Annotated in this window: 21 protein-coding genes, 2 pseudogenes and 1 riboswitch; of the genes and pseudogenes, 13 read left to right on the forward strand and 10 right to left on the reverse strand. The window is 41.9% G+C overall.

Translation table 11 applies throughout. From position 1 onward, the window contains the following. Positions 1-407: 407 nt before the first annotated feature. Positions 408-1,478 carry a C45 family autoproteolytic acyltransferase/hydrolase gene (locus tag BLR93_RS04345; RefSeq protein ID WP_093211555.1) on the reverse strand — a complete coding sequence of 357 codons (1,071 nt, stop codon included), beginning with the start codon at positions 1,476-1,478 and terminating at the stop codon, positions 408-410. Positions 1,479-1,680: 202 nt separating this feature from the next. On the opposite strand from BLR93_RS04345, the gene BLR93_RS04350 reads away from it, so the two are divergent. The 3 genes and pseudogenes from BLR93_RS04350 to BLR93_RS04360 all read left to right on the forward strand — a co-directional run bounded on the left by BLR93_RS04350 (position 1,681) and on the right by BLR93_RS04360 (position 3,365). Beyond that, the gene (locus BLR93_RS04350; RefSeq protein ID WP_093211557.1) at positions 1,681-2,469 is read left to right on the forward strand and encodes an HAD family hydrolase; all 789 of its coding nucleotides are present in this window, start codon (positions 1,681-1,683) and stop codon (positions 2,467-2,469) included. Positions 2,470-2,636: 167 nt separating this feature from the next. Continuing rightward, a pseudogene (locus tag BLR93_RS04355) lies at positions 2,637-2,920 on the forward strand (IS1595 family transposase); the annotation flags it as partial. Between the two features lie 76 nt (positions 2,921-2,996). Next, positions 2,997-3,365, forward strand: a complete 369-nt coding sequence (locus BLR93_RS04360; RefSeq protein ID WP_139184386.1) for a hypothetical protein — start codon at positions 2,997-2,999, stop codon at positions 3,363-3,365. Between the two features lie 206 nt (positions 3,366-3,571). Here the strand turns inward: BLR93_RS04360 and BLR93_RS04365 are convergent, their stop codons facing one another. Next, positions 3,572-3,769 (reverse strand): YwbE family protein, encoded by a 198-nt coding sequence (locus BLR93_RS04365; protein ID WP_093211561.1) that lies wholly within the window; start codon positions 3,767-3,769, stop codon positions 3,572-3,574. Between the two features lie 181 nt (positions 3,770-3,950). Further along, a riboswitch (SAM riboswitch) is annotated at positions 3,951-4,058 on the forward strand. 72 nt (positions 4,059-4,130) lie between these two features. On the opposite strand from BLR93_RS04365, the gene BLR93_RS04370 reads away from it, so the two are divergent. The 6 genes from BLR93_RS04370 to BLR93_RS04390 all read left to right on the forward strand — a co-directional run bounded on the left by BLR93_RS04370 (position 4,131) and on the right by BLR93_RS04390 (position 8,509). Continuing rightward, positions 4,131-5,144, forward strand: coding sequence for a methionine ABC transporter ATP-binding protein (locus BLR93_RS04370; RefSeq protein WP_093211563.1), 1,014 nt, complete (start codon positions 4,131-4,133; stop codon positions 5,142-5,144). Then, the gene (locus tag BLR93_RS04375; protein ID WP_093211565.1) at positions 5,134-5,796 is read left to right on the forward strand and encodes a methionine ABC transporter permease; all 663 of its coding nucleotides are present in this window, start codon (positions 5,134-5,136) and stop codon (positions 5,794-5,796) included. Before BLR93_RS04370 ends, BLR93_RS04375 begins: the two co-directional genes overlap by 11 nt. A 37-nt stretch (positions 5,797-5,833) precedes the next feature. Then, the gene (locus BLR93_RS04380) at positions 5,834-6,667 is read left to right on the forward strand and encodes a MetQ/NlpA family ABC transporter substrate-binding protein (RefSeq protein ID WP_093211567.1); all 834 of its coding nucleotides are present in this window, start codon (positions 5,834-5,836) and stop codon (positions 6,665-6,667) included. A 627-nt stretch (positions 6,668-7,294) separates the two neighbouring features. Further along, positions 7,295-7,819, forward strand: coding sequence for a hypothetical protein (locus BLR93_RS04385; protein WP_093211569.1), 525 nt, complete (start codon positions 7,295-7,297; stop codon positions 7,817-7,819). A 120-nt stretch (positions 7,820-7,939) separates the two neighbouring features. Then, complete coding sequence (locus tag BLR93_RS17910; protein WP_175559240.1) at positions 7,940-8,104, forward strand: hypothetical protein; 165 nt, start codon at positions 7,940-7,942, stop codon at positions 8,102-8,104. A gap of 174 nt (positions 8,105-8,278) precedes the next feature. Beyond that, complete coding sequence (locus BLR93_RS04390) at positions 8,279-8,509, forward strand: hypothetical protein (protein WP_093211571.1); 231 nt, start codon at positions 8,279-8,281, stop codon at positions 8,507-8,509. 67 nt (positions 8,510-8,576) lie between these two features. On the opposite strand, the gene BLR93_RS04395 is transcribed toward BLR93_RS04390, so the two are convergent. The 8 genes and pseudogenes from BLR93_RS04395 to BLR93_RS04430 form a co-directional block, all read right to left on the reverse strand. Beyond that, the gene (locus BLR93_RS04395) at positions 8,577-9,740 is read right to left on the reverse strand and encodes a mannitol-1-phosphate 5-dehydrogenase (RefSeq protein WP_093211573.1); all 1,164 of its coding nucleotides are present in this window, start codon (positions 9,738-9,740) and stop codon (positions 8,577-8,579) included. A gap of 1 nt (position 9,741) precedes the next feature. After that, positions 9,742-10,179, reverse strand: coding sequence for a PTS mannitol transporter subunit IIA (locus BLR93_RS04400; RefSeq protein ID WP_093211575.1), 438 nt, complete (start codon positions 10,177-10,179; stop codon positions 9,742-9,744). 52 nt (positions 10,180-10,231) lie between these two features. Further along, a complete protein-coding gene (locus BLR93_RS04405; protein ID WP_281241674.1) occupies positions 10,232-12,340 on the reverse strand; it encodes a BglG family transcription antiterminator in 2,109 nt (702 codons plus the stop codon). Between the two features lie 216 nt (positions 12,341-12,556). After that, positions 12,557-14,023, reverse strand: a complete 1,467-nt coding sequence (locus BLR93_RS04410; RefSeq protein WP_093211577.1) for a PTS mannitol transporter subunit IIBC — start codon at positions 14,021-14,023, stop codon at positions 12,557-12,559. Positions 14,024-14,373: 350 nt separating this feature from the next. After that, positions 14,374-14,863, reverse strand: a pseudogene (locus BLR93_RS04415) (N-acetyltransferase family protein). A gap of 92 nt (positions 14,864-14,955) precedes the next feature. Next, positions 14,956-15,588, reverse strand: a complete 633-nt coding sequence (locus BLR93_RS04420) for an SDR family oxidoreductase (protein WP_093212356.1) — start codon at positions 15,586-15,588, stop codon at positions 14,956-14,958. 197 nt (positions 15,589-15,785) lie between these two features. Continuing rightward, entirely contained in the window at positions 15,786-17,180 is a 1,395-nt protein-coding gene (locus BLR93_RS04425) for a sodium:solute symporter family protein (RefSeq protein ID WP_093211579.1), read from the reverse strand. Between the two features lie 284 nt (positions 17,181-17,464). Further along, positions 17,465-18,355 (reverse strand): 50S ribosomal protein L11 methyltransferase, encoded by an 891-nt coding sequence (locus BLR93_RS04430; RefSeq protein WP_093211581.1) that lies wholly within the window; start codon positions 18,353-18,355, stop codon positions 17,465-17,467. 180 nt (positions 18,356-18,535) lie between these two features. On the opposite strand from BLR93_RS04430, the gene BLR93_RS04435 reads away from it, so the two are divergent. The 4 genes from BLR93_RS04435 to BLR93_RS04450 all read left to right on the forward strand — a co-directional run bounded on the left by BLR93_RS04435 (position 18,536) and on the right by BLR93_RS04450 (position 22,704). Next, on the forward strand, positions 18,536-19,321 hold the full coding sequence (locus BLR93_RS04435; RefSeq protein WP_093211583.1) for a hypothetical protein: 786 nt from the start codon (positions 18,536-18,538) through the stop codon (positions 19,319-19,321). Positions 19,322-19,711: 390 nt separating this feature from the next. Beyond that, positions 19,712-20,059 carry a DMT family transporter gene (locus BLR93_RS04440; protein ID WP_093211585.1) on the forward strand — a complete coding sequence of 116 codons (348 nt, stop codon included), beginning with the start codon at positions 19,712-19,714 and terminating at the stop codon, positions 20,057-20,059. Beyond that, positions 20,059-20,376, forward strand: a complete 318-nt coding sequence (locus tag BLR93_RS04445) for a DMT family transporter (protein ID WP_093211587.1) — start codon at positions 20,059-20,061, stop codon at positions 20,374-20,376. The genes BLR93_RS04440 and BLR93_RS04445 overlap by 1 nt, the downstream gene beginning before the upstream one ends. Positions 20,377-20,781: 405 nt before the next feature. After that, positions 20,782-22,704, forward strand: coding sequence for an ATP-dependent DNA helicase (locus BLR93_RS04450; protein WP_093211589.1), 1,923 nt, complete (start codon positions 20,782-20,784; stop codon positions 22,702-22,704). Positions 22,705-22,830: the final 126 nt, after the last annotated feature.

Below are 22,830 nucleotides of genomic sequence, written 5' to 3' on the forward strand. Positions count from 1 at the left end.
ATAGGTAGAATTTATAAAAGCGGTCTGTGTGGGAGTTAAATTCCATACAGACCGCTTTTCGTCTAACTTCAAGAGGTTTGTGCCCTCTATTCCTTCATTCGTTTAACGATTCGTTTCACATTTGCCGTGAAAATCGCTATCGCCCTTTGAAATGCACATACCTTCGAGACCCGAAGATGAGGCGATCTGATATCCGTGTCTATGCTTCCATTCGCTATTTTTAGCTTCAATCTATGGCCTCTGTTGATTCCGCGATGGGCGATCGGTGGCGACGCCCGCGGCAAGCATCCACCGACAAGCGATTCGTGAAATCAACAACAAACGTTGACAGCCCCTTTAGATTAAAAAGGATTTTTTCAGTGGCCTCGAAATCCCAGGATCTTTTTTCACGCTAAACTCTCTTGCTATTATTGCTTTTTGTTCATCCAGCTGGCGCCTTCCTCCATGTGGACAAATGGAATATCTGTATTCACTTCGCCAAAGATTCGCTCCTCTTGATAGTCTGTTCCGGCCAGCCATTCGGCAACATCAACTTTTGTCGGCTCCTGGTTTCCGCCTAGAGCAAACCAGGCTTTCATCGCTTTCGGAAAATATGCTGAGGTATGAATAGTTCCCGCCCAGTTGCGGTACTGATCAGAAAAGACCCCTTTATCGGAATCATTCATCAGCCGAAAAGCATCATAGCCATCGCTGAATGTATGCCTTCTTCCCTCAATCACCTCATGTCTGCGTTGAGAATCTACTAAGTAATTACGGTTCTCCCGCTTCATCACTTCAAAATGATTGGTACAAACGTTGGATTGCCGTACCTCTGTGCCTCGCGGTGAGGCTTCGACAATATAGGTTTCGGCACTGGCATCGTAGACAATATAACTGAATGAATGGCGATGAGGAATCTCCTTCAACATTGCTACAGCCTCACTTACGTCACCACAGGACTCCAGCACCAAACGACCGATCATTGCACAAATGAAGCCATCCCCAGGCTTTTTGCGATGCATGAAATTATAGCCAAGCACCAGTCCCTTTTCATTGATGCCGTCGGGACGGCCTGTGATTCGCTGTGACGGGCCGATAATGGCATAACCGCCGTCCGTCGGCTGAAAGAATACGTACCTTCCTTCGTATGTTTTCGGATGATAATCGTAATTACGAACGAAATAATTGTCGCCTGTCACAATGGAACATCCAGATTTTTCGTATTCGACACGGTAGCCGCCAAACTCCATCAATACCCGTTCCATCGGCCATTCCAGCGCATCACGTAAGCCCAGCAATTCCTGCCAGACACCGGGAGCGAATTTGGTAATTGCCTGTCTTGCTTCTTCCTCATCTACACTAAATCGCGGCTTCCGCACCTTCCACTGCTTCTCCCTGTTTTTGATCGTCAAGGAACCCTCTAACATTTGTCCCTGCCTAAAGCCGAAATCATAATGACTGCCGCGAAATTGAATAATGTCACTGTATATCTGCTTCATCTGCTGCTCCCTCTTCTGTCATGTGATTGTATTTATTTAGGATAACGGAAACAGTTAGAAAAAGAAAAGCGAAATGTTTGTTCCTTTTACTCTTGACGCTATTCTTGCGTGTTTCCAAGGGAAATTTTTTCAAGAGAATGCCAAGGTATGATAATATTCAAGCTATGATGATTAACCAATATATATATAGAAGGAGAAAACTATGAACGACTACAACATTTTATTTTTGGATATTGATGGTACTGTTCTCTGTCCCGACCATACGATTCAGGAATCTACCAAACAAGCCGTCCGGGAAGTGAAACAAAAAGGGATAGAAGTGTTTCTAGCCACCGGTCGTCCGCTTCATGAAATAGCGGATATTGCAGAAGCTTTGGATATTCATTCGTTTATTGGTTACAATGGCGCATTTGCCATTTACAAAGACGAAGTGATTGTCAATGAACCATTAAAAGCAGATACGGTTAAAAGCTTTGTTGAGACAGCTAACAAGCACGGGCATGAAATGGTATTATACACAAGTGATAAAAACTTTTACACTTCTATGGAAGTTGAAGAAGTTCAACAATTTATCGACGTGTTTGCACTGAAAAAGAACGAGCTGTTCGGCCCGGAAGTGATGGACCAAATTTTGGGCATCACGCTAATGAAATTAACGAAAACTGAGCCGGCTTTGTATAAGATTGAGGATGATCTCGATTTTTCCCAGGTAAATGTCCACGGCTTGGAGCATTGCTATGATGTAATTAGAGACAGCGTCAACAAAGGGGAAGCTGTCACGAAAATTTTGCAGCTGCTCGATTTTCCGAAAGAAAGTGCCATTGCTTTCGGCGACGGCATGAACGATAAACAATTAATGCAGTCAGTCGGAGAAGGATTTGCGATGGGTAATGCTCATCCCGACCTGTTCCAGTATGCCAAGCATAAAACGACAACAGTTGAAGACTCTGGGATATATAAAGGTCTCCGTACCTTGGGCCTCCTCAAATAAATAAAAGACTTTAGCGCATTTGCTGCTGCGTTAAAGTCTTTTTTTATTGGCTCTGTTAATGTTTGTTGTGGATATTCGCTTCACGGGAACTAAGGTTCTATAATAAGCTTAATTATAAACAAGTTGGTGATAAACGTGAGAGCAACGGATATTCTTAAATTCATTCAATGGGTATATATCAATTCAAGTCTGATGGCAAGGCTCGTACAAAGGGACTATACCATATTCAGAACGTTAACAATTATCACAGAAGGCTTAAAGGATGGATACAACGTATTAATGGAGTTGCAACTAAATATCTGAACAATTACCTAGCTTGGTTTCAAGTGTTAGAATCCATTCAACATCATGGGAATACTGTTACTATGATGTTGAATGGATGATTAAAGGGAATTTACTTCAAAATATGGAAACATATAATACACTTAGGTTTTCTAGATTCACGATCTAACATTATTTCTTGTTCAACTACGGGCAGTAATATTTAATAAGTGAGGGGAATTATTATTAGGTATCTCAAATACATTGTGATGTTAATCCTTGTTTTGTTAATAACAGGTTGTAATTCTGCTTCTACGGGTAATCCAACAGCAAAAGAAATCCTAGATGGTAATAGTAATGCCGATATAATAAAGTTAGATGATTTAATTTATTCAAGAAATACTAATCCTGATAGAAAACCAAAAGATGGTTATTCCAAAGGTGAAAAAATAGGAGAAATTAAGAAAAAAACGACGAATACTTTGTGGTTTAGAAACCTTTATGCGAGTAAGCTACCAAAAGGAACAGAAGTATTTTCAACAAATGAAGAATATAAAAGTGGTGATGCACCATTTGTAATTTTAGTTGAAATGGACGGAGAGTTAATTGATTACCACGCTTTAGTTGAAGGCTAAATTTACTATTCTTCTTCAACTATTTGGGGCGTTAGTTTAACAAGCAATATTATAAAAATGAAACCTCCAAATTTATGGAAGTTCCATTTTTATAACTAATATCAACATTAAACTTTAACAGAGCCTTTTTATTAGTAAATAGCCAAGAGCTCCCGCTGACCAGCTATGTTCGTGCGGTACATGGCCATAACCTTTAACATGCCGATTTAGTCGCCTATAATCTCTTTTACTCTTCCAACTTGTCCATCCTGCAACCGTACTTTAATGCCGTGCGGGTGATTACTGGAGTTGGTTAGTATATCTTTAACTACCCCGCGGGTAAGCTTTCCTGTACGTTGGTCTTTTTTTAAGACAATGTCCACAGTTGCCCCTGCCTCGATGTCGCTTCGCTTTCTGCCGTCCATTTTTTCCCCTCCCTCTAGCATTCTTATCACTAAATCTTACCATGACAGCTCCCTGCTTACCAATGAATCCGCTGTCTGCTTCCATTAATAAAATATTTAGACTTTTTCAATTAAATTACATTGACAAACACTCCTAAGCCGATTATGATAGATTCTATCTTATAAACTACATAAATTAAAAATCTTATCCAGAGTGACTGAGGGACCAGGCCTGTTGACGTCACAGCAACCTTCCTAGCGGAGTGGTGCTACCTCCTGCAGAATGGTGATTCATTCTGAAAGATAAGGATTGAATAGAAATTCTTCCCTCTTTCTGAATGAAAGAGGTTTTTTATGTTGTACGTTGTTAGGGGGGAATCCATTGATCAAAATAGAAAATGTAAGCAAGGTTTTTAAAACAAAATCAGGCCTTGTGCCAGGGGTCGATGATGTTTCCTTATCAGTAGATAAAGGGGAAATATACGGAATCGTCGGCTATAGCGGAGCTGGAAAAAGCACACTGTTACGCTGTATGAACATTTTGGAACGACCGACAACCGGCAAGGTCTTCATTGATGGAGTCGAACTGCTATCCCTTGCCAAAAAGGAACTGCGGGAAGCGAGACAGTCAATGGGCATGATTTTTCAGGGCTTTTACTTAGTATCATCGAAGACCGTATTTGAAAATGTTACCTTTGCTTTAAAAGCGGCAGGTGTACCAAAAGCAAAAAGGAAAGACCGGGTGCTGGAATTATTGGAATTGGTAGGTCTGCAGGATAAAATCGATGACTATCCGGCACAACTTAGCGGAGGACAAAAACAGCGGGTCAGCATTGCCAGGGCTCTGGCGAACAATCCAAAAGTGCTGCTCTGCGATGAGGCAACCTCCGCTCTCGATCCAGGAACTACTAAATCGATTTTGAAGCTTTTGAAAAAAATCAACCAGGAATTCGGCATCACCATTGTCATCATTACCCATGAGATGGAAGTCGTCAAGGAGATCTGCCACCGCTGTGCAGTGATGCAGGATGGCAGAGTCATCGAGGAAGGACCAACCTATGAAATCTTTGCCAATCCAACCGAGTCGCTGACAAAAGCCTTTATCCAAACCGTGCTTAATTTCGAACTGCCGGAAAAGCTTCTGCAAAACTGTACAGGAACGTTAATGAGGCTTCAATTTCGAGGGGATATTGCCGGTGACGCTATTGTGTCAGATATGCTGCAAGCTTTTCCAGTAAGGGGTAACATACTGCATGGGAAAGTAGAATATATCGGAGACATCCCATTAGGAATTTTCATTATGGAAATGACCGGAGAGCAGTCAGAGGTAGATAAAGCAATTGCTTACTTAGAGGGCCGAGTCAACCAGTTGGAGGTGATTCAGCATGCTAGATAGAATCATCGAAATACTGCCGGAATTAAATACAGCTTTTTTTGAAACGATGCTCATGGTCGGAATTAGTTTGTTAGTAGCGATATTGATTGGTTTGCCGATGGGAATTCTCCTTTATGTCACTGATAAAGGGCTGTTCCTGGAAAGCCGGCCAATCAAACTGGTGGTCGGGGTTATTGTCAATTTGATTCGCTCGATTCCATTTATTATCTTGCTCGTATTCCTGATCCCATTTACCAAGCTATTGACAAGCACCACCATCGGTCCCCTGGCTGCATCTGTCTCCTTATCGGTAGCTGCTATTCCGTTTTACGCCCGCATTGTCGAATCGGCGGCAAGGGAAATTGATAAAGGGGTCATTGAAGCAGCTGTCGCTGTTGGTGCCTCCCCATGGATGATCATTAAAGACATCATTTTCCCGGAAGCCAAGCCTGGGTTAATCAGCGGGCTGACAATTACAGCGATTAGTTTAATCGGCTATTCAGCAATGGCCGGCACTGTAGGCGGCGGTGGGATCGGTGACCTAGCCATCCGCTATGGGTATTACCGCTATGACGATACCGTCATGTTTACCACCGTTATTGTTTTGATCGTGTTAGTTCAATTTGTGCAATACCTCGGCGATTTTATCGCAAAAGCGGTCAACAAGCGCTGAGAATTTATATAAACAACAAGAATTAGGAGGAAAAAAGATGAAGAAATTATTATCATTATTAGCGATTTTATTGATTTCTGTGTTAGCAGCCTGCGGCTCAGATGATGGAGAAGGCGCAGATTCGGGGAGTGATGGCGACAAGAAGGAAATTACTTTTGGTGCTACTACAGGCCCTTACAGTGATATGGTTACAAAAGCAATCGCACCGCTGTTGGAGGAAAAAGGATACAAAGTTGAAAACAAAGAATTTACCGATTATATCCAACCGAACAATTCACTGGCTAATGGCGACTTAGACGCAAACTTGTTCCAGCATAAGATTTACATGGAATCTTTCGCAGAAGAAAACAACATGGATTTATCGGAAGTTATTATCGTGCCGACTGCACCAATGGGCCTTTATTCCAATTCATTTGACAGCATTGAAGACATTGAGGATGGCAGCACAATCGTAATTGCCAATGACCCTACCAACCTGGCCAGAACATTAACCATGCTACAGGACGAAGGATTGATCACAATCAGCGATGAAGTGGATCCGTTACGTGCTTCTGTCAATGATATAACGGAAAATCCCAAAAATCTGAACTTCCAGGAAATCGAAGCCGGCCAGCTTCCCCGTTCTGTTGAAAGTGAGGATGTAGCAGCCGTTCCCGGCAACTATGCATTAGCAGCAGATATGGACCTTCTGGATGCCCTGGCGTTGGAAGATATGCCCGATGATTATCGTAACCGTGTAGTAGTGAACACGGAAGACATTGACAAGCAATATGTTAAAGATATTAAAGAAGTCATTGAATCAGACGAATTCGAAGAAATTATCGACGAAGAATTCCAAGGGTTTGGCAAGCCTCAATGGATGAAAGAATAATCATTTACGAGCAATGGCGCACATGCGCCATTGCTTTTTTTATACGCGATGATACTGAAGCTGAGAGTTGATCCTCTTGACCGGACTTTCACTCCTTCTCCCCACCAGGTTGATCTTCCTTCTCCATTTATTGCTCTGCTTCCTCCCAATATGTAAATAATAAAACAGCAATGGCGGCCTGTTCCACCATTGCTGTCTTTTGTTAGTTAGCGCAAATTTTGCTGGTCCCTGAACCGCACCTTATTCAAACTTCATTATGCAGAGGGATTTTTTATATCCCAAGAGCAGCTAAGACAGCAATTAATAGAATAATTGGTGTAAATACTACAAACCAGAAGAACAACAATAGGATAGCAGCAACGATAGCCATTCGGATTCACCTCTATTCTATTAAGAATATTAATATTGAGGCCTCACATTACCACACTATGAATATTGGGAGGATTGGTATAGACGAATTCGATAGCTACCTGCGGATTTTCGCAAAAATAGTCGATTGAACCGCCTCCTGAAAGAGGCTGGTATCTATTTTCCAAAAAAGGCTGTTTTGGTAGTCATTCACACGGACAAAAACATATTTGGAACGTAGTTATGTATAGAAAAAGTATAAAAGGATGGTGAGATTAATTGGCAAAAGGTACACTTTACTATGAAAAAACTCCTGCCGGGTTCAGGCAGATTACAGATCCCCGGGAACAAGAACAAATGCTAAACAACCAAACAAGGCATCATGAAGCTGTTTTGATGAACTCCTCTCCGATTCTTGACCGGCTGCGTACTGAATGGAGGGCAAAGCAATTAAATACAGATTCAATAGATAAATTACAGGGGATCATCAATACTTTGAACACGCCGCAAGTCAGAGGCGGTCTTCAACAGCTAGTCAATTTCGTGCGCACTCGTTTCCCGAAAAATTTAATGAATGGAGTGGTAAAAAACATGTCTAATAAAGACTTTGGTGAGCTGTTAAAAAGCTTAACGTCCAATGGCGATACGAACAAACTAATGGATAAAGTGCTAAATGACCCTGAGCTTTCAAAGGATGCGATGGAAACAATGAAAGAAATGCTAAGCGATGAGGAGAAGTTTAAATCGATGACCAAAATGATGTCCGACATGCTCGGCGGAGACGACAAAGATAACGAGGAGTAATTCCTTTCTCCTGCTTTCCTTTGTGCCTTTTTTAAAAATGGTTTGTTACTCTAGTGGAAACATACTATCAAAATAAATTCTCTCCCATACGATATAGCAAGAAAGGAGGGAAAACGATAGATGCTCCCAAACGTAGATGCTCATAGAGAAAAGCTGCAAGGACTTGGTGCGGCAATCAAGTCAAAGAAAAATCTATTAAACGCTGCTGCCGCTAATAAGCAATCGAACCTTAAGCGTTTAAAAGATCGCGTTGCTTCCACTGTGAGTAATGCGCATAAGCAGTAAGTAAATAACTGGCTTTCTCCAATAATTGTCTCCTTTCTATATCTATAGAGTGACGAATAAGGAAAGCATCGGGATACTTTCCTTTTCGTCTTCTTTTTATAAGCCTTGTTCTTTTCACTAAGTCAGCAGATAGCGTATAATTAATAGAATAGAATTCAAAAGGACGGTGTGAACGTGGGAAAATATATAAACAGAAAAAACTTAGTGGGGGTCCATACATTCGTTGCGTTAGTAATCGTTTTTCTCGCCTCCCTTTATCAAGCTATTTCTCCATATACATACATCGCCATCTTTTTCTTTTATTTGGGTGCAATGAATCTAGTGACGAATAATCGAAACTTAATTCCTACAGCCGGAAGCCTGCTGCTAGCGATTGCCATTTATTTATTTGGCGTTTCCATATAGTATTTCTGTAAAATGGAAAAGGCCCTTTGCATACATTTGCAAAAGGGCCTTTAGTGTTTCACTATTATCAAATCTGATTTAAATGTTTAATTTCGTCGAGCTGCTGCATTACTACTGTAAGCAGAGGGTCGCCATCCTGCAGTTCGGCAACTTGTTGGAGTGCTTTTTGATAGCCTTTCTCTTTGATCAGCGCCTGCATTTTCACCGCTTCTTCATCGTGGTCATTTTGATAGTTCAAGGCTGCAGCAATTGTTTTTGCCAGATACTCCGGTTCTTTACCAGTCAACTGCTGGTATAGGCTGGCTGGACGAACCAGACGATCCTTTGGACCTAATTTCCGTATCGGTCCTCTTCCAACTCTGGTCACCTCGTCCGAAATATATGGGTTCAAAAATCGCTTAATAATCTTATCAATATATTGTTGATGTTCTTCACGATTGAAGTCGTAAGTTTGAATCAACGCTTCTCCAGACTCGTATAAAGCCCCTTTGACAATTTCCTGGACATCTTTATTGTCCATGGCTTCTTTGATAGTCGAATAGCCTATAAACCGGCCCAGGTAAGCTGGCACCGCATGCCCAGTGTTTACAGTGAAAAGTTTGCGTTCGATATACGGAGTCAGCTCCCTGACGTAGGTAATTCCATCAATCTCAGGCTTCGTTCCTTTAATCATCGATTCGTCGACAACCCATTCATAATAAGGTTCAACAGATACCTCTAATGGATCTTCATTTGTCTGGTTGGGCACGATCCGATCCACAGCTGCATCCGGAAAACCAAACAACTGATCAAACTGGGCTTTTTCATCTTCCTGTAACTGCTCGAACACTTTCTCTTTCAACAGTGTACTTCCGCCGACCATGTTTTCACAGGCGATTAAATTAAGCGGCTGCTTGTTTGTTTTCACTCTTTCCCGGAGGCCTTTTGCGACAAGCTCAGAAATAATCTTCAACACATTTGGGCCAACGGCTGTAGTTACCACATCAGCATGGACAATTGCTTCGATAACAGCGTCCGGGTTTTCCATACTATTTATCCCGGAAACGTCTTTAATAGTAACCTCTTCACTTTCTTCGGCAGCTAATACCACCTTGTATTGCTGTTTTTCATTTAATGCTTGAATGACTTGGTCATTTACATCGACAAAAGTGGTATGATAGCCGGCCTGATATAGCAGTGCACCGATAAAACCACGGCCGATGTTCCCTGCCCCGAAGTGTACGGCCAACATATTAGTTCACCTCTTCGAACATGTTAAGGATGTCATCCGCAGATTGTGCATCAAGGATTTTCTGGATATTTTCCTCCTCTGAGCAAACAAGCGCAATTTTTGATAATATTTCCAAATGCTCATCACCTTTGCCAGCAATCCCGATTAACACTTTTGCTACATTACCACCGCCGAAATCGATGCCTTCCGGTACAGTTACTACCGATAAGCCTGTTTCTTTCACTGCTTTTTTCGCATCTTCTGTTCCGTGGGGGATAGCAACATTATTCCCAATGAATGTGGAGGTGACCTCTTCTCTTTCCAGCATTTTATCTACATACGCTTCCTCGACGTAACCATTTTTCACAAGAATATTTCCAGTATAACGGATTGCTTCCTCTTTTCCATTCACCGATGCATTTAAATCTACATTATCTTTTGTCAGTATTTCTTTTGCCATGTTCAACCACTCCTTTAAAAATCATTAAGCAGCAGGCTGCTGCTGATTATCCCTATATTTTTTCGTTAATTAATTGATTTAACTGTCCCGCTATAAATTGCCGGATTTTTGCTTCATTTCCCGACTGGAACAACTGTATGCTTTTTTTATCCTTGATTACCAATCCGCTTAAATAGCTTAGTATTTCCAATACTTCCTGACTTGTATCATCAGGCGCCAGCATCAGCAAAATATGCTTGATGTCCATGTCTTCCCCATCCATTCCTTGCACAGTCAATGGGTGTGAAAGTGGATAAATCGCAAAACATGGCTTCAAGATATCATTGCTGCGGGTATGGTAAAGGGCCAATGAAGTATTGGGAATCCCCAGTCCTCCCAGCCTTTCCCGTTCTAGCAGTTTCCTGCTAACCCGTTGTTCATTCTCCAGTACCTGCTCCTTTGCCAGCTTGCTGCAAATTTGCGTGAGTACCTTTGGTAATGTCCGCTCTCCAGCAAGCTGTCGGACATGAAATCCATCGAGCAGAGCCAAAATCGCTTTGGAATATTCCTGCATTGCCTGCAAACGCGGGACAACGTCCGCGTTGTCTTGATTCTCAGGATCCTTCTCCTGCTTCTGCCTCCGGTCTGTTTTTTGACTGATTTTCCGGCGGCGAACGAATTTTTCAATTTTGTGGACGTCTGACTGCGTCAGGATTGGTGAAGCCAGTATATATTCACGGTTAATTCCCTTTAGCGGAATCGTCGAAACGACTAAATCATATGCATGCAGATTCAGCTTTTCCAGTTCGAACAATGATTTGTTATTAACTTGGTTTATTTCCGGAATTTGCTGTTTCAATCTTGTTGCCAGCATTTTAGCAGTTCCAATTCCACTGGAACAGATCACCAGCGCGTTTAATCGCAGTTCTTCTTCCGAATCCAATAAGACAGCTGCAAAGTGAAGGACAAGATAGCCGATTTCCTCTTCTGGAAAGTGAACTTCCGGGAAGATGGTGTCAACTCCTTCTTCAAGCAGCCGGAACAATTGCTGATAATCATGCCTGATTTCCTCAATCATCGGATTTTTAATGCTCATCTCCTGCTTAAGCCGATAGATGGTCGGTTTTAAATGGGCGACAAGATCATTTAACAGCCGGGAATTATCTGTCATGTCGATATCCAGTTTTACACCGATGAAACGAATTAGTTCTTTTGCTTTAACAGCTATATCCAAACTTGTATCTTCAATCAAATACTCATGGTCAACCCGCAGTTTTGCTCCCATTAAGTGCATGGTAATATAGCCGATTTCATCATCCGGAATCTCGATAGCCATGGCCGTTCCTAAATCACGGATCATCTTCAAGGCAATATTATATTCCCGCGTTCCTTTCAACTGCTCAAGATTATCAGCATCAAATTGGATGTTGTCTCCCTTTTGCAATCTTTCAATTGCCAAGGCAAGGTGGACAACCAATCCGATATAGGCACTGTCTGCCAGTTCATAAGGAAGCTCCTCCCGCAGCCGTTCCACCCTTTTTTCAATCATCATTAGCCGGTCACGGTCGACCAGGCCTAATAAACGGGCAGAGATGGTATCAGCCTGCTGTTTAGACTTTTTCTGGATGTTTTCCCGCAGCATGGAAATGAAATCGAATTCATCGAGATGCTGAGTAATCAAGTAGCTTAGGGCTGCCCGTTTATCGGCTTCTCTTCCATCGACTTTTACCCCATACCCTCTTTTTCTTATCAGCGAGAGATGGAATCCGGAAATGTTTTCTTCTATCTTATCTAAATCATGGCTGACAGTTGCGACTGTTACCTGCAATTCATCCGCCAGAGCAAAAAGCTTGATCGGCTCATTAGTCTCCAGCAGGGTGGATAAAATGATGGTTTGCCGTTCCTCTGGCGTATAATCCGTATGTTTTACATTGAACAAAACCAATTCCAAACGGCTTTTATTCTCTGCAGTGCCAATGATTTGGAGGCCAACCCCAGACTTTTTGTCCATCGTCAAATCATACTCGGCAATAATCGCTTCCACGCTTTTTAGATCCCTGTGAACTGTCCGGGCACTTACTTCCAGATGGTCTGCTAATTTTTTAATGGTAAGCATGTCCTGAGCCGACAATAAAAGCTCCAATATTTTTCTTTCCCGCCCAGAAATATACAGTAAAACCACCCCCTAAGCTTAGGCAAAGCATGATGGTGACAAAATATAAATAAAATATTTCCTTGGTATAGTGTAAGTCTTTTTTTTCTTGTTATACAAACAAAACTTCTTTTATTTTCGTCACTAGGATTGTTGCCATTATTTAATAAGTATAGATATCCTGCTTAAAATGTACAAAGAAAAGCCCTCCGAAACACGCGTATCGAAGGGCCGTATATATGCTTATTATTTTTTTAATCGTTCTACTAGTTCTGTATATTTAGGGCTGTTCAGGAAGTTATCCACTGAAATATGATGTGCGCCAGGAAGCTTCTGCTTCGCGCGATCTGTCAAATCTTTATGAGTAATAACGATATCGGCATCATCCGGAAGCTGGTTGATAGCAGTATTCGTAACGAATACATCGATACCTGCTTTCTTGAATTTATCTTTCAGCAAGGAAGCACCCATGGCGCTGGAGCCCATCCCGGCATCACATGCAAACACTACTTTATTAATATTTTCTGGTTCTTCCTCAGGAAGGGCTGTATTGTCCTGTTCTCCTGTATCCTGTGGCTGTGCCTCGTCAATTGCCTGGCCTTCCTGCTTGTTGAGTTGACCAGCTACAGAACTCTTCTTCCCTTTCATTTCTTCCATTTTACCTGCCGCTGCATTTAAATCTTCACCTTCGCCTGACTTGCTTGACTTCAATATCAGAGAAGCAATCAGGAACGAAACTACCGTAGCTACTACTACACCTAAAATCACGGGTATATGATTACCATTTGGTGCAAGTGCCAGTAACGCGATGATACTTCCAGGCGATGGCGTTGCACTAAGTCCTGCATTGAAAATGGAGAAGGTTAGTACACCACTTGCTCCCCCGCCGATAGCAGCAAGAATTAGTGTCGGCTTCATTAATACATACGGGAAATAAATTTCATGAATACCACCAACAAAGTGGATTAGCGCTGCACCTGATGCAGAGCTTTTTGACGTTCCTGTTCCGAAAACTGCAAATGCTAACAGAATTCCTAATCCTGGCCCTGGATTTGTTTCCAACAAGAACAAAATGGATTTTCCGGCATTTGCTGCTTGTTCAACACCAAGCGGGCTCAAAATCCCGTGGTTGATAGCATTGTTCAAGAACAAGATTTTAGCTGGTTCAATGATAATACTCGTCAACGGAAGCAGACCAGCATTGACAATCACTTCAACTCCAGCAGCCAACGCGTCTTGTAGGCCTTGGACGACAGGTCCGACAAATTTCACTGCCAACCCAGCGACAACCGCACCGAGGATACCAGCAGAGAAGTTGTTGTAGAGCATTTCAAATCCTGACTTAATTTTGTCCTGGAACACCTGATCAATCTTTTTGATTAAGTAACCACCTAGCGGTCCCATAATCATTGCACCAAGGAACATTGGAATCTCCGCTCCAACGATCATCCCCATGGTTGCTGTTGCACCAACTACTCCGCCTCGCAAATCATAAACAAGACGTCCACCAGTAAAACCAATCAATAACGGTAGCAAGTAGTTGATCATTGGACCCACTAATTGAGCTAAATCCTCATTAGGAATCCAACCATCTGGAATAAATAAGGCAGTTATGATACCCCAAGCAATAAAAGCAGCAATGTTCGGCATTACCATACCACTCAAGTAGCTGCCAAACCGTTGTACTTTCGCACGAAAGCCTTTATCGGCCATATAAATTTCTCCTTTCAGCTATTAAAAAAGTATTTAAGAATAAATTCCTTACACTAAGCGTAAAGCGGTTACAGGTTTAATTCAATTGTTTCTAAATAAGAATTTGTCACTAGTACTGTTGACATTTTTTAATTGAACAATCATCCAACGGTTAATTTGCTGTTCAAATGACTGAAGTCGTCCTTTATTTCATAAGTAAAACCAATTATATATACTGCCAGAATTTATTTACTTTTACTTTTCGTTTAGGTCCGTAGGCTTGCAACATAAAAAAAGAACCCACTCAGGGTCCCCTCTTAATTACCCGCCAGGCGGGCTGCCATTTCTCGCATACACTTATTGTGTATTGATTATAAGTTCATTTTAAATCCTTCATGTGTTGCTATAAACCCTAATTGTTCATAAAAACGCAAAGCATCCTCGCGCTTTTTATCGGATGTCAGTTGAATCAGGTGACAGCCTCGGTCCTTTGCCCGGTGAATCGCCCAACCGATCAACTTGGAACCAATCCCTTCCCCTCTTACAGAAGAAGCAGTTCTCACTCGCTCTCCATCCTCCCTGGTGGGTGATATACGGTGTAAAAGTAATTTGCTGAACCCCAATAATTTCTTTGCCCCGGCAGGCAACAATTAACTCATTGTTTGGGTCGGAAGATATCGCTTGAAATGCTTTCAAGTAGCTGTCTGGCAGTGGTTCTTCGTAACGTTCCCGTTTTTTGCCCAATACATCATCGGCAAGCATTGCCACAATCTTATCCAAGTCTTGTTCTGTCGCCAATCTAAACTGAACGTTTTCTTTCAATGAAACCCCTCCATTATTTAGGTAATCTAAGATTACCATAAGTGATGGGCATATATGGAAAACAAATAATCGACACCGCAGGAAAAAACGCCCCTCTTTTAGTCAGAGGAACGCTTTTTTTGAAGGTTACATTATATATTTTTCAAAGCAGTCGGTATTTCCACTTGGCCCTCGATCAAGTCGAAGGATTTATTGTAGGTATTTTGTTCTTCAAGGGAAGTAACGATTACATTAGCCACATCATCACGGCTAATCGTTCCGCGTTCCACATCTTCAGCGGCATTCACTTTTCCAGCTGGTGCCTCGTGTGTCAGGCCGCCTGGTCTAACGATTGTATAAACAAGGCCGCTGTTTCGCAGATATTCGTCTGCTTCTCCCTTCATTTGCAAGTAATATCCAAACGTTCCATCCGCTACATCCGGCTGATCCGCGAATATGGAACTCAACATGATAAAGCGGTTGACTCCCAGTTTCTTGGCTGTATCTATTAAATGAATGGCACCATTCCGATCGACATCTTTTGTCTTTTCCGGACCAGTTTTAGATCCAGATCCAGCCGCGAAAATGACAGCATCCATTCCATCAACCTGATCGGTTACGTCTTTCTCCAGGTCGCCAACAACTATCTTAGCCCCTAAGTTCTTTAATTCAGGAGCCTGTTGTTCCTGCCGTACCATTCCATAAGCATCATGGCCGCGCTCCACTAAATATTGAAGAATGAGACGTCCTGTATGTCCGTTCGCACCCGCTACTAGTACTTTCATATCCATGCAACTCTCCTTTTCAATGATTTTCTAGTACACCAAAATTATTTCACGCTTGTAAAAAGAAGGCAAATAATCTGTATGATGACAATTCCTGTCCTTCTGTACAACTGAAACTAGTATGAGCTGAGATAAATTACTTATACCGACAAAAAAAGAGTGTGGCTCCATCAAATCGAACCACACTCCGTTTGCTTTTAAGCTTTTTCTGGTTTTCCAGAAGTCATCAGTGTAACGGCAATTAATACAATCACAGCTACAGGTAGCGCAATAATGACACTATTTAAATCATATGGCTTTGCCAGAGGGATTTCCCAAATTAATGTGGTTACCACACCAGCAATCATAGAAGCAACACCACCGGTAGCGTTAACCCTCTTCCAGAAGAACACGGCCAGAATGGCTGGCGTCAAGCCGGCGCCATATACCGTATATGCATACATTTGTACTTCCAAAACCGTTGGGAAGTAAGCAATAAGTAAATAGGCAAGTACACCTAATACGATAATAAATAACTTAGTCATTTTTAATAACTGCTTGTCTGATGCATCCTTTTTCATAAATTTACCGACAATATCATAGGTGACATTGGTAGCGGCTGACAGCAAATAGGAATTCCCTGTCGTCACGATGAATGCTGTCGCTGCTGCCAAAAGAATACCGCCGACAATGGTTGGCATAACTACAGTTGTCGCCATTAATGCCATTCCCGGATCAATATCAGGGAACATGGAACGAGAGGCAAATGAGATAAATGAGATAGCTGGAGAAATAAGCAGCATCCCTATCAGCCAGCCAATTTGGGCTTTTTTAGAGGATTTATCACCAGTTGAGGAAGCGAGCCTCTGATACATATTTTGATCGCCTAACAAAAGAAATAATGAGGGCAGTAAAAATCCCAGCAGCTGCACATTGCTTAAAGTCCCTGTCGCTGTCAGATGGTCAGCCGGAACATTAGCGGTAATCTCATCCCATCCGCCGGCAATCACAAAAATAGTCGGCAGCGTAATAAATAAAGCAGCTATTGCCAGAAAAGCACTCAACGCATCTGTCGGTGCTACGGAGCGTAAACCGCCAATCGTTGCCAGGAAGATAATTAAAACAGCCCCGATGATTGTTCCGACTTCGACAGACATGCCTGTTGTCAGGTTCAAGATAAATCCAAGTCCTGTCATTTGGTAAGAAACAATTCCGACGAAGGCTAATATAATAATAATACTGGCAATCATTCTAGCAGTAGATCCGTATTTTTCTTCAAGGATTCCAGAAACAGTATATTTGCCAAACTGGCGGATCTTCGGTGCAATCAAATACAATATCCCGATACCGACCAGTGTAGGTATCATCATCAACAATGCCGGGACGATTCCATAACTAAAGGCCATGGAAGTTTCACCGCCAGAGATACTCCCGCTCCCGGTCCATGTAGCAAGCAAAGTACCTGTCAATACGATAGTGCCTAGTCCTTTACCAGCTAATATAAAGTCTTCACTATTAGATATTTTTCTCGAAAAATAGATACCCATGGCAATCATGATGACCCCATAAGCTCCCACAAACCACAGTAATGCAGGATTATTCGTAATTTCCACGTTGATTGTCTCTCCTTTTTGGTTAGTTTTGAATGGCAAACTCTATCCCACAGCTTTTTACACACAATGTACAGGATAACATAATGAATCTTTAAATCAAATTCGGTTCAAACCAACGCACAAATGGAATATTTTTCCTTATATTGAAGATTAACTAGAGACACTGTTGTCAGGACCGCTCTGCAGTTTTCCTTTATACAGTGGCCCCATATGAATACTTACCATACTTTAAGGATGGACCATTGCAAGAATATTATTACGAATATTTATCTTTCATACACCGGTTATGCCTGTTCTTTTCCAAAGTTAATGGTTATCCATTCCTTGGACTGGCGCTTATCTTTAATGATGAAGCCTTGTTTTTGAAAGGCTTCGGTAACCCGGCCGGCATTCCACTCAACAATACCTGAGACAAGGAAATCATTGGTTTTATATGCTAATTGATGCCTGTCTAAAATTTCAACGGTCTCGTCAGCCCCAATATTCATGATAACCAAATCGTAATCTTGTCTAATTCGATAATCCCCCAGCAATAAATCAGCTTGGTCGATATCCAGCTGCTGGCTAAGCTGATTTAATTCAGCATTTAAACGAATTTCTCTTTCGACTGGTTCATAATCGATGGCGTGCAGTTTATCCGCACCTCGTAATCCGGCAGCAACAGTAAGTACGCCTGAACCAGTTCCTAAATCCAAAACAGACTTACCCTCCAACCGTTTATCAAGCAAGATCCGCAGACAGTCCTGGGTCGTTTCATGCAAGCCGGTGCCAAATGCCGCCTGTGGCTCGAACTTCATCACTTGTTTGTCTGGATATTTACTATCATCTCCAGAGTAACAGAGTACCCAGCCATTCCCGAGGTCGATGTCTTCAAAAGAGTGGCTCCATTGCTGATCATCTAATTCTCGGAAGGCTATCTCTATTTGGGGTATTTGGAGCGCCTTTTCTATTAATGGAAAAAAGGTATGCGGAAGACCAGAAAGCTCTTTTTCCTCAGCGTATATTTTTAACTCGACTGTTTCCTGTTCTATCTCCTGAAAATCATAGCCATTCTCAACTTGGATAATTTCAATCGGAGGCTCGTAATATAGGTTATAAATACCGAACGTATTTAATTTTTCGATTGCTTCGTCCACTCGTCCACGCGGGACTTTTACTACATATTCGTATAACATGCTTTTGTTCCTTTCATTTAAAAAACTTTTTGTTTCTTCAAGTATATAGATGTTCCTGGTTTCTTTTCAACCTGGCAGAACAAAACCGGCCTACCTACACAAAAATTTTCACCTATTAAAACAGCAGCAAAACTGATAAACTATTAAAAGCTACATGATAGTCAAAATAGGAGTGTTAATTTGCATAGATATATATACATTGCTGGAGTTCTGGCTTTTGCTTTGATGGGATGCCAAGCCAGTTCGACAGCAGAAAGCACAAGCAAGGAAACTACCGTAGATACCCTGGATCTTTCTGTAGAACCTGTCGAAAAAGCCGAACGGTCTCAGAAAGAAGAAGAAGCCTTTACGAAAACATTGAATGAATTATTTGAAACAGATAAGCTCGGCTGGGGGAACTCTGAACTTCCAAGCATGGAAATAAGCTACGGATCGATCCTCTTCCAAATACCAATCACAACGAAAGAAGAAGGAATGGAAGACTATCTTGGTACTTTTTTTATGGAAGCATCGAAAAAAAGTGGCAAAGCTCTGCTCGGTACAATAGTTAAAGCACCGGCAGACCGGCTGGACTGGGAAGGGAAAAATGCCAAGCTGGAAAAAATCGATAAGACAACAGCCAAGCTTACCATCGACGGTGTTGCTGAGTATACATTCAAGGCATTCGACAATCAATCACTCGAAGGGCTTTATGGAACGTGGACAGAACAATTCTCGCAGGAATCGTGGCAGTTCACCGAAGGATTGACAAGTAATATCCACATTACTTCTAAAAATAATAGTGAAATGATTTTTGCTATTAATGCTAAACAGGATAATGTTTATTCTGGTGTAATCCACAATAAGCAGGAAGGCGATAGAGAAGAACATGTCGGTAAACAAGCCGAACTGGAAGTAATAGATGAAACGCATGTTAAACTGCACATACCAGAGGACGGCAGCTATCAATTAGAAAAAGACGAGTAAAAAGAGCGCGATGGATTTCGCGCTCTTTTACATTTCCCTATTTTTTTGACAACCATGCTGTCTAAACCTTTGAACATTACCTATGATACCAATTTTGCAGTGAAACTGGTTTCCTTCTTTCTTTGACTCCCCTTACCTCTTATTTCTGATAACAATGTACCATGTTCGTTTATCCTGACAGCATTTCTTTTTGCTAATCCTCCTCTATACTATTAAATCGGAATAGATGCTTATGCTTCGATTACAGAAGATTACAAGTTAGTTAAAAAGAAAATTCTTACGTTTTACTGGTCTATCACCGAGGTATCGTAAGGAAAATTAAAATTGTTTGGAGCCCGGTGACTCTGCTGACAGGGAGGACGAGGGTTAAACAAGGAGGACAATAGCATCATGAAATTTTACACCCTTTTAAGTTTGTCGATAATCTTGGAGACAACTGGAGCCTCTTTTATGAAGCTTGCTGACAATAGTTGGATAGCCATGGGAATTGTAGCTGTTTGCTATGCCATTTCGCTTACGCTTTATATTACGTTAACCTACTATTCGGAAATCAGCGTGGTAAACGCCATTTGGTCTGGAGTAGGCACCGCTTTGATCGTCAGTATCGGAATCCTCTATTTTGGGGAGTCAAATTCTTACACGAAGACTTTGGGGACCGTTCTTATTATTATCGGGGTTGTCGGCTTAAATGTCAGTACCAGACAAACAGGCTCAGTAAGTAAAAAGGGGGAAGCATGATGGCTTACCTTTACTTAGTAAGCAGCCTAGTGCTAGCATTTCTGTCCAACCTGTCTGTAAAAATGTCGGGCGGTTTCGCCCGCCCGCTACCAACAATTGCCGCATTTATCAGCTACGCTTTATGTTTAACTTGTCTCACCCTGTCTGTACAATACTTTGAAGTCGGGCTTGTCTATGCTCTGTGGTCGGGTGTCACAGTTTCTTCCACCGCGATAATTGGCATGCTGTTTTTCAACGAAACATTTAATCGATTAAAGATCTTGTCGCTCTTCGTAATTATCACTGGAGTCGTTCTTTTGCACATAGAAACAGGCTGATCATGTTAAAAACACGCCCTAGCTCCCTGGCGTGTTTTTTTTGATTTGCAGGCTGTAGCTCCCCTTCTTCCTGTTTTCGCTCTACTTTCCGCAAGAATTGATCCTCTTTCCTTGATAGTCGATCTACTTCTCCCTAGTTGATCCACTTCTTCCTGTTTTCGCTCTACTTGGCACCAGAGTTAATCCTCTTTCCTTGATAGTTGATCTACTTCTCCCTAGTTGATCCACTTCCTCCTGTTTTCGCTCTACTTTCCGCAAGAATTGATCTTCTTTCCTTGATAGTTGATCTACTTCTGTTGAGGCTCCCTTAAAAAGATATTGTCACTTATCTTTTACTCAGTATACAAACGTTTTTTATGGTAATATTGAAGTTTAGCGACTGATCATGTATTTGAGGAGAATGTTATGTCTAAGACGAATTCACTTCCATTTACCGTTGACAAGACGGAAAATTTTTATGATCGCCTTGGCGACTATGTCGGCGATGTTTTCTATGATATTTTGCCTGAACAAGGCTATGAACTACGAGATGAACAAATTTACATGGCTTTTCAATTGGAACAAGCCTTTAAAAACAAGCGAACGATATTTGCAGAAGCTGGTGTCGGCACCGGAAAAACGTTTGTTTATCTGCTTTATGCTATTTGTTATGCACGGCATCAACGTAAGCCGGCGATTATTTCCTGCGCGGATGAAACCTTGATCGAACAGCTGGTCAAGAAGGGCGGCGATATCGAAAAGCTGGAGGAAGCACTCGGCCTCAGCATTGATGTACGTCTGGCCAAATCCAGAGAGCAATATGTCTGTATTAGAAAACTGGATGCCTTGGCAAACCGGACCGATGATGAAAATATATTGGCTGTTCACGATCAAATACCTGATTTTGTTTTTGATCAAGGAGCATCCATGAAGGCATTCGAACGCTACGGGGATCGGAAAGAATACCCGTGGGTTTCCAATGAAACGTGGGAAAAAATTGCCTGGGACCCGCTGCAACAATGTTCGACCTGTGAATGGCGCCATCGCAGCGGACAGACGCTGAACAGAGACTATTACCGGCATGCTACGGATTTGATAATTTGCTCGCACGATTTTTACATGGAACATATCTGGACGAAAGAATCACGCAAGCGTGAAGGGCAAATGCCGTTACTTCCTGAAGCAAGCTGTGTCGTGTTTGACGAAGGTCATTTACTAGAATTTGCCGCTCAAAAAGGCTTAACATACCGTTTTCATGCCGACACACTGACTAAAGTGCTGACTGGCTACATGAGCCAGGATGTCCGGGAGGAAACGCTATATTTGATAGAAGAAATTCTAACCATCCATGAGGATTGGTTTGACTCTCTTGCGGAAAAAGCAAGCCATGTCGAAGGTTCCAACCGGAAAGAGCTGGATTTGTCCGCCGACATGCTAACGATGGCCCAAAATCTCAATAACAAAGTTCAGCAATTATTGGAACAGCTGGTGTTTGATTCCGAGTTATTTACCATTGATTCCTACCATATTAAAATTATTGAAGAATATTTAGAGTTCTTCTCCTATGGGCTATCGATTTTATTAAAAAATGATGAAGGTATTTTTTGGATGGAAGAAAGCGATTGGGACACTTCATTGGTAATCATGCCACGGTTAGTCGAGGATGTCTTAAAGCAGGAAGTTTTTTCCCAGCAAATCCCGTTTATCTTTTCATCAGCTACCCTTTCTCATGGCAATGATTTTTCCCATCTTGCCGACAGCCTAGGGATTGAATGTTATGACTCCTTCTCTGTCGCTTCTCCATTTGATTATTCGCAAAAGATGGAAATAAACGGTCATTTGGAATCAATAGAGAAATGGACAGAAATCGGGAATCAGCTGGAGGAAAACGAAGGAAAATCACTTATTTTATTTTCTTCCAAGGAAGAAATGGACCAATTCCGGGTGTGGGCTGATGCGAAGGATTGGCCGGTTTCCCTATTATATGAAGGAGATCGGGAGATTAGTGAAACCGTCCGGAAATTCCAGTTGGACAAGTCTTCTGTTCTATGTTCTTACCATTTATGGGAAGGGCTTGATGTCCCAGGCGAAGCGCTAACCCAAGTAATTATCGCTTCCCTGCCATTCCCTCCGAAGGACCCTGTATTTCAGGCAAAACGCAAACATGCAGACAAACCTACCGACGAGGTAGACGTACCTTACATGCTGCTGCGTCTGCGCCAAGGAATCGGCCGTTTAATCAGGAATAGTGAGGATTACGGTATCATTCATATATGGATCAGCGGCCAGGAAAAACAAGCCTACCAGCAAGCAATCGAAAAAGTTCTTCCCGTCGAGATTCAATGGTAACAAGCAGCCAAGCTCAACATTTTTGAGCTTGGTTTTTTGTTGATAAAAACAGCAATAATAAAGAACTCCTTGCTATCGCAAATGAAATAATAAGACCAAACGGAATCATACGATATTGTCCCCCGC

It is taken from the genome of Sediminibacillus albus, from assembly GCF_900101125.1.
Classification (GTDB): domain Bacteria; phylum Bacillota; class Bacilli; order Bacillales; family Amphibacillaceae; genus Sediminibacillus; species Sediminibacillus albus.

Bases quoted from the DNA above. Each gene is read 5' to 3' on its own strand.
- BLR93_RS04345 (WP_093211555.1), bottom strand. From the start codon at position 1,478: ATGAAGCAGATATACAGTGACATTATTCAATTTCGCGGCAGTCATTAT.
- BLR93_RS04350 (WP_093211557.1), top strand. From the start codon at position 1,681: ATGAACGACTACAACATTTTATTTTTGGATATTGATGGTACTGTTCTC.
- BLR93_RS04365 (WP_093211561.1), bottom strand. From the start codon at position 3,769: ATGGACGGCAGAAAGCGAAGCGACATCGAGGCAGGGGCAACTGTGGAC.
- BLR93_RS04375 (WP_093211565.1), top strand. From the start codon at position 5,134: ATGCTAGATAGAATCATCGAAATACTGCCGGAATTAAATACAGCTTTT.
- BLR93_RS04380 (WP_093211567.1), top strand. From the start codon at position 5,834: ATGAAGAAATTATTATCATTATTAGCGATTTTATTGATTTCTGTGTTA.
- BLR93_RS17910 (WP_175559240.1), top strand. From the start codon at position 7,940: ATGCTCCCAAACGTAGATGCTCATAGAGAAAAGCTGCAAGGACTTGGT.
- BLR93_RS04395 (WP_093211573.1), bottom strand. From the start codon at position 9,740: ATGTTGGCCGTACACTTCGGGGCAGGGAACATCGGCCGTGGTTTTATC.
- BLR93_RS04400 (WP_093211575.1), bottom strand. From the start codon at position 10,179: ATGGCAAAAGAAATACTGACAAAAGATAATGTAGATTTAAATGCATCG.
- BLR93_RS04410 (WP_093211577.1), bottom strand. From the start codon at position 14,023: ATGGCCGATAAAGGCTTTCGTGCGAAAGTACAACGGTTTGGCAGCTAC.
- BLR93_RS04420 (WP_093212356.1), bottom strand. From the start codon at position 15,588: ATGAAAGTACTAGTAGCGGGTGCGAACGGACATACAGGACGTCTCATT.
- BLR93_RS04430 (WP_093211581.1), bottom strand. From the start codon at position 18,355: ATGTTATACGAATATGTAGTAAAAGTCCCGCGTGGACGAGTGGACGAA.
- BLR93_RS04440 (WP_093211585.1), top strand. From the start codon at position 19,712: ATGAAATTTTACACCCTTTTAAGTTTGTCGATAATCTTGGAGACAACT.
- BLR93_RS04445 (WP_093211587.1), top strand. From the start codon at position 20,059: ATGGCTTACCTTTACTTAGTAAGCAGCCTAGTGCTAGCATTTCTGTCC.
- BLR93_RS04450 (WP_093211589.1), top strand. From the start codon at position 20,782: ATGTCTAAGACGAATTCACTTCCATTTACCGTTGACAAGACGGAAAAT.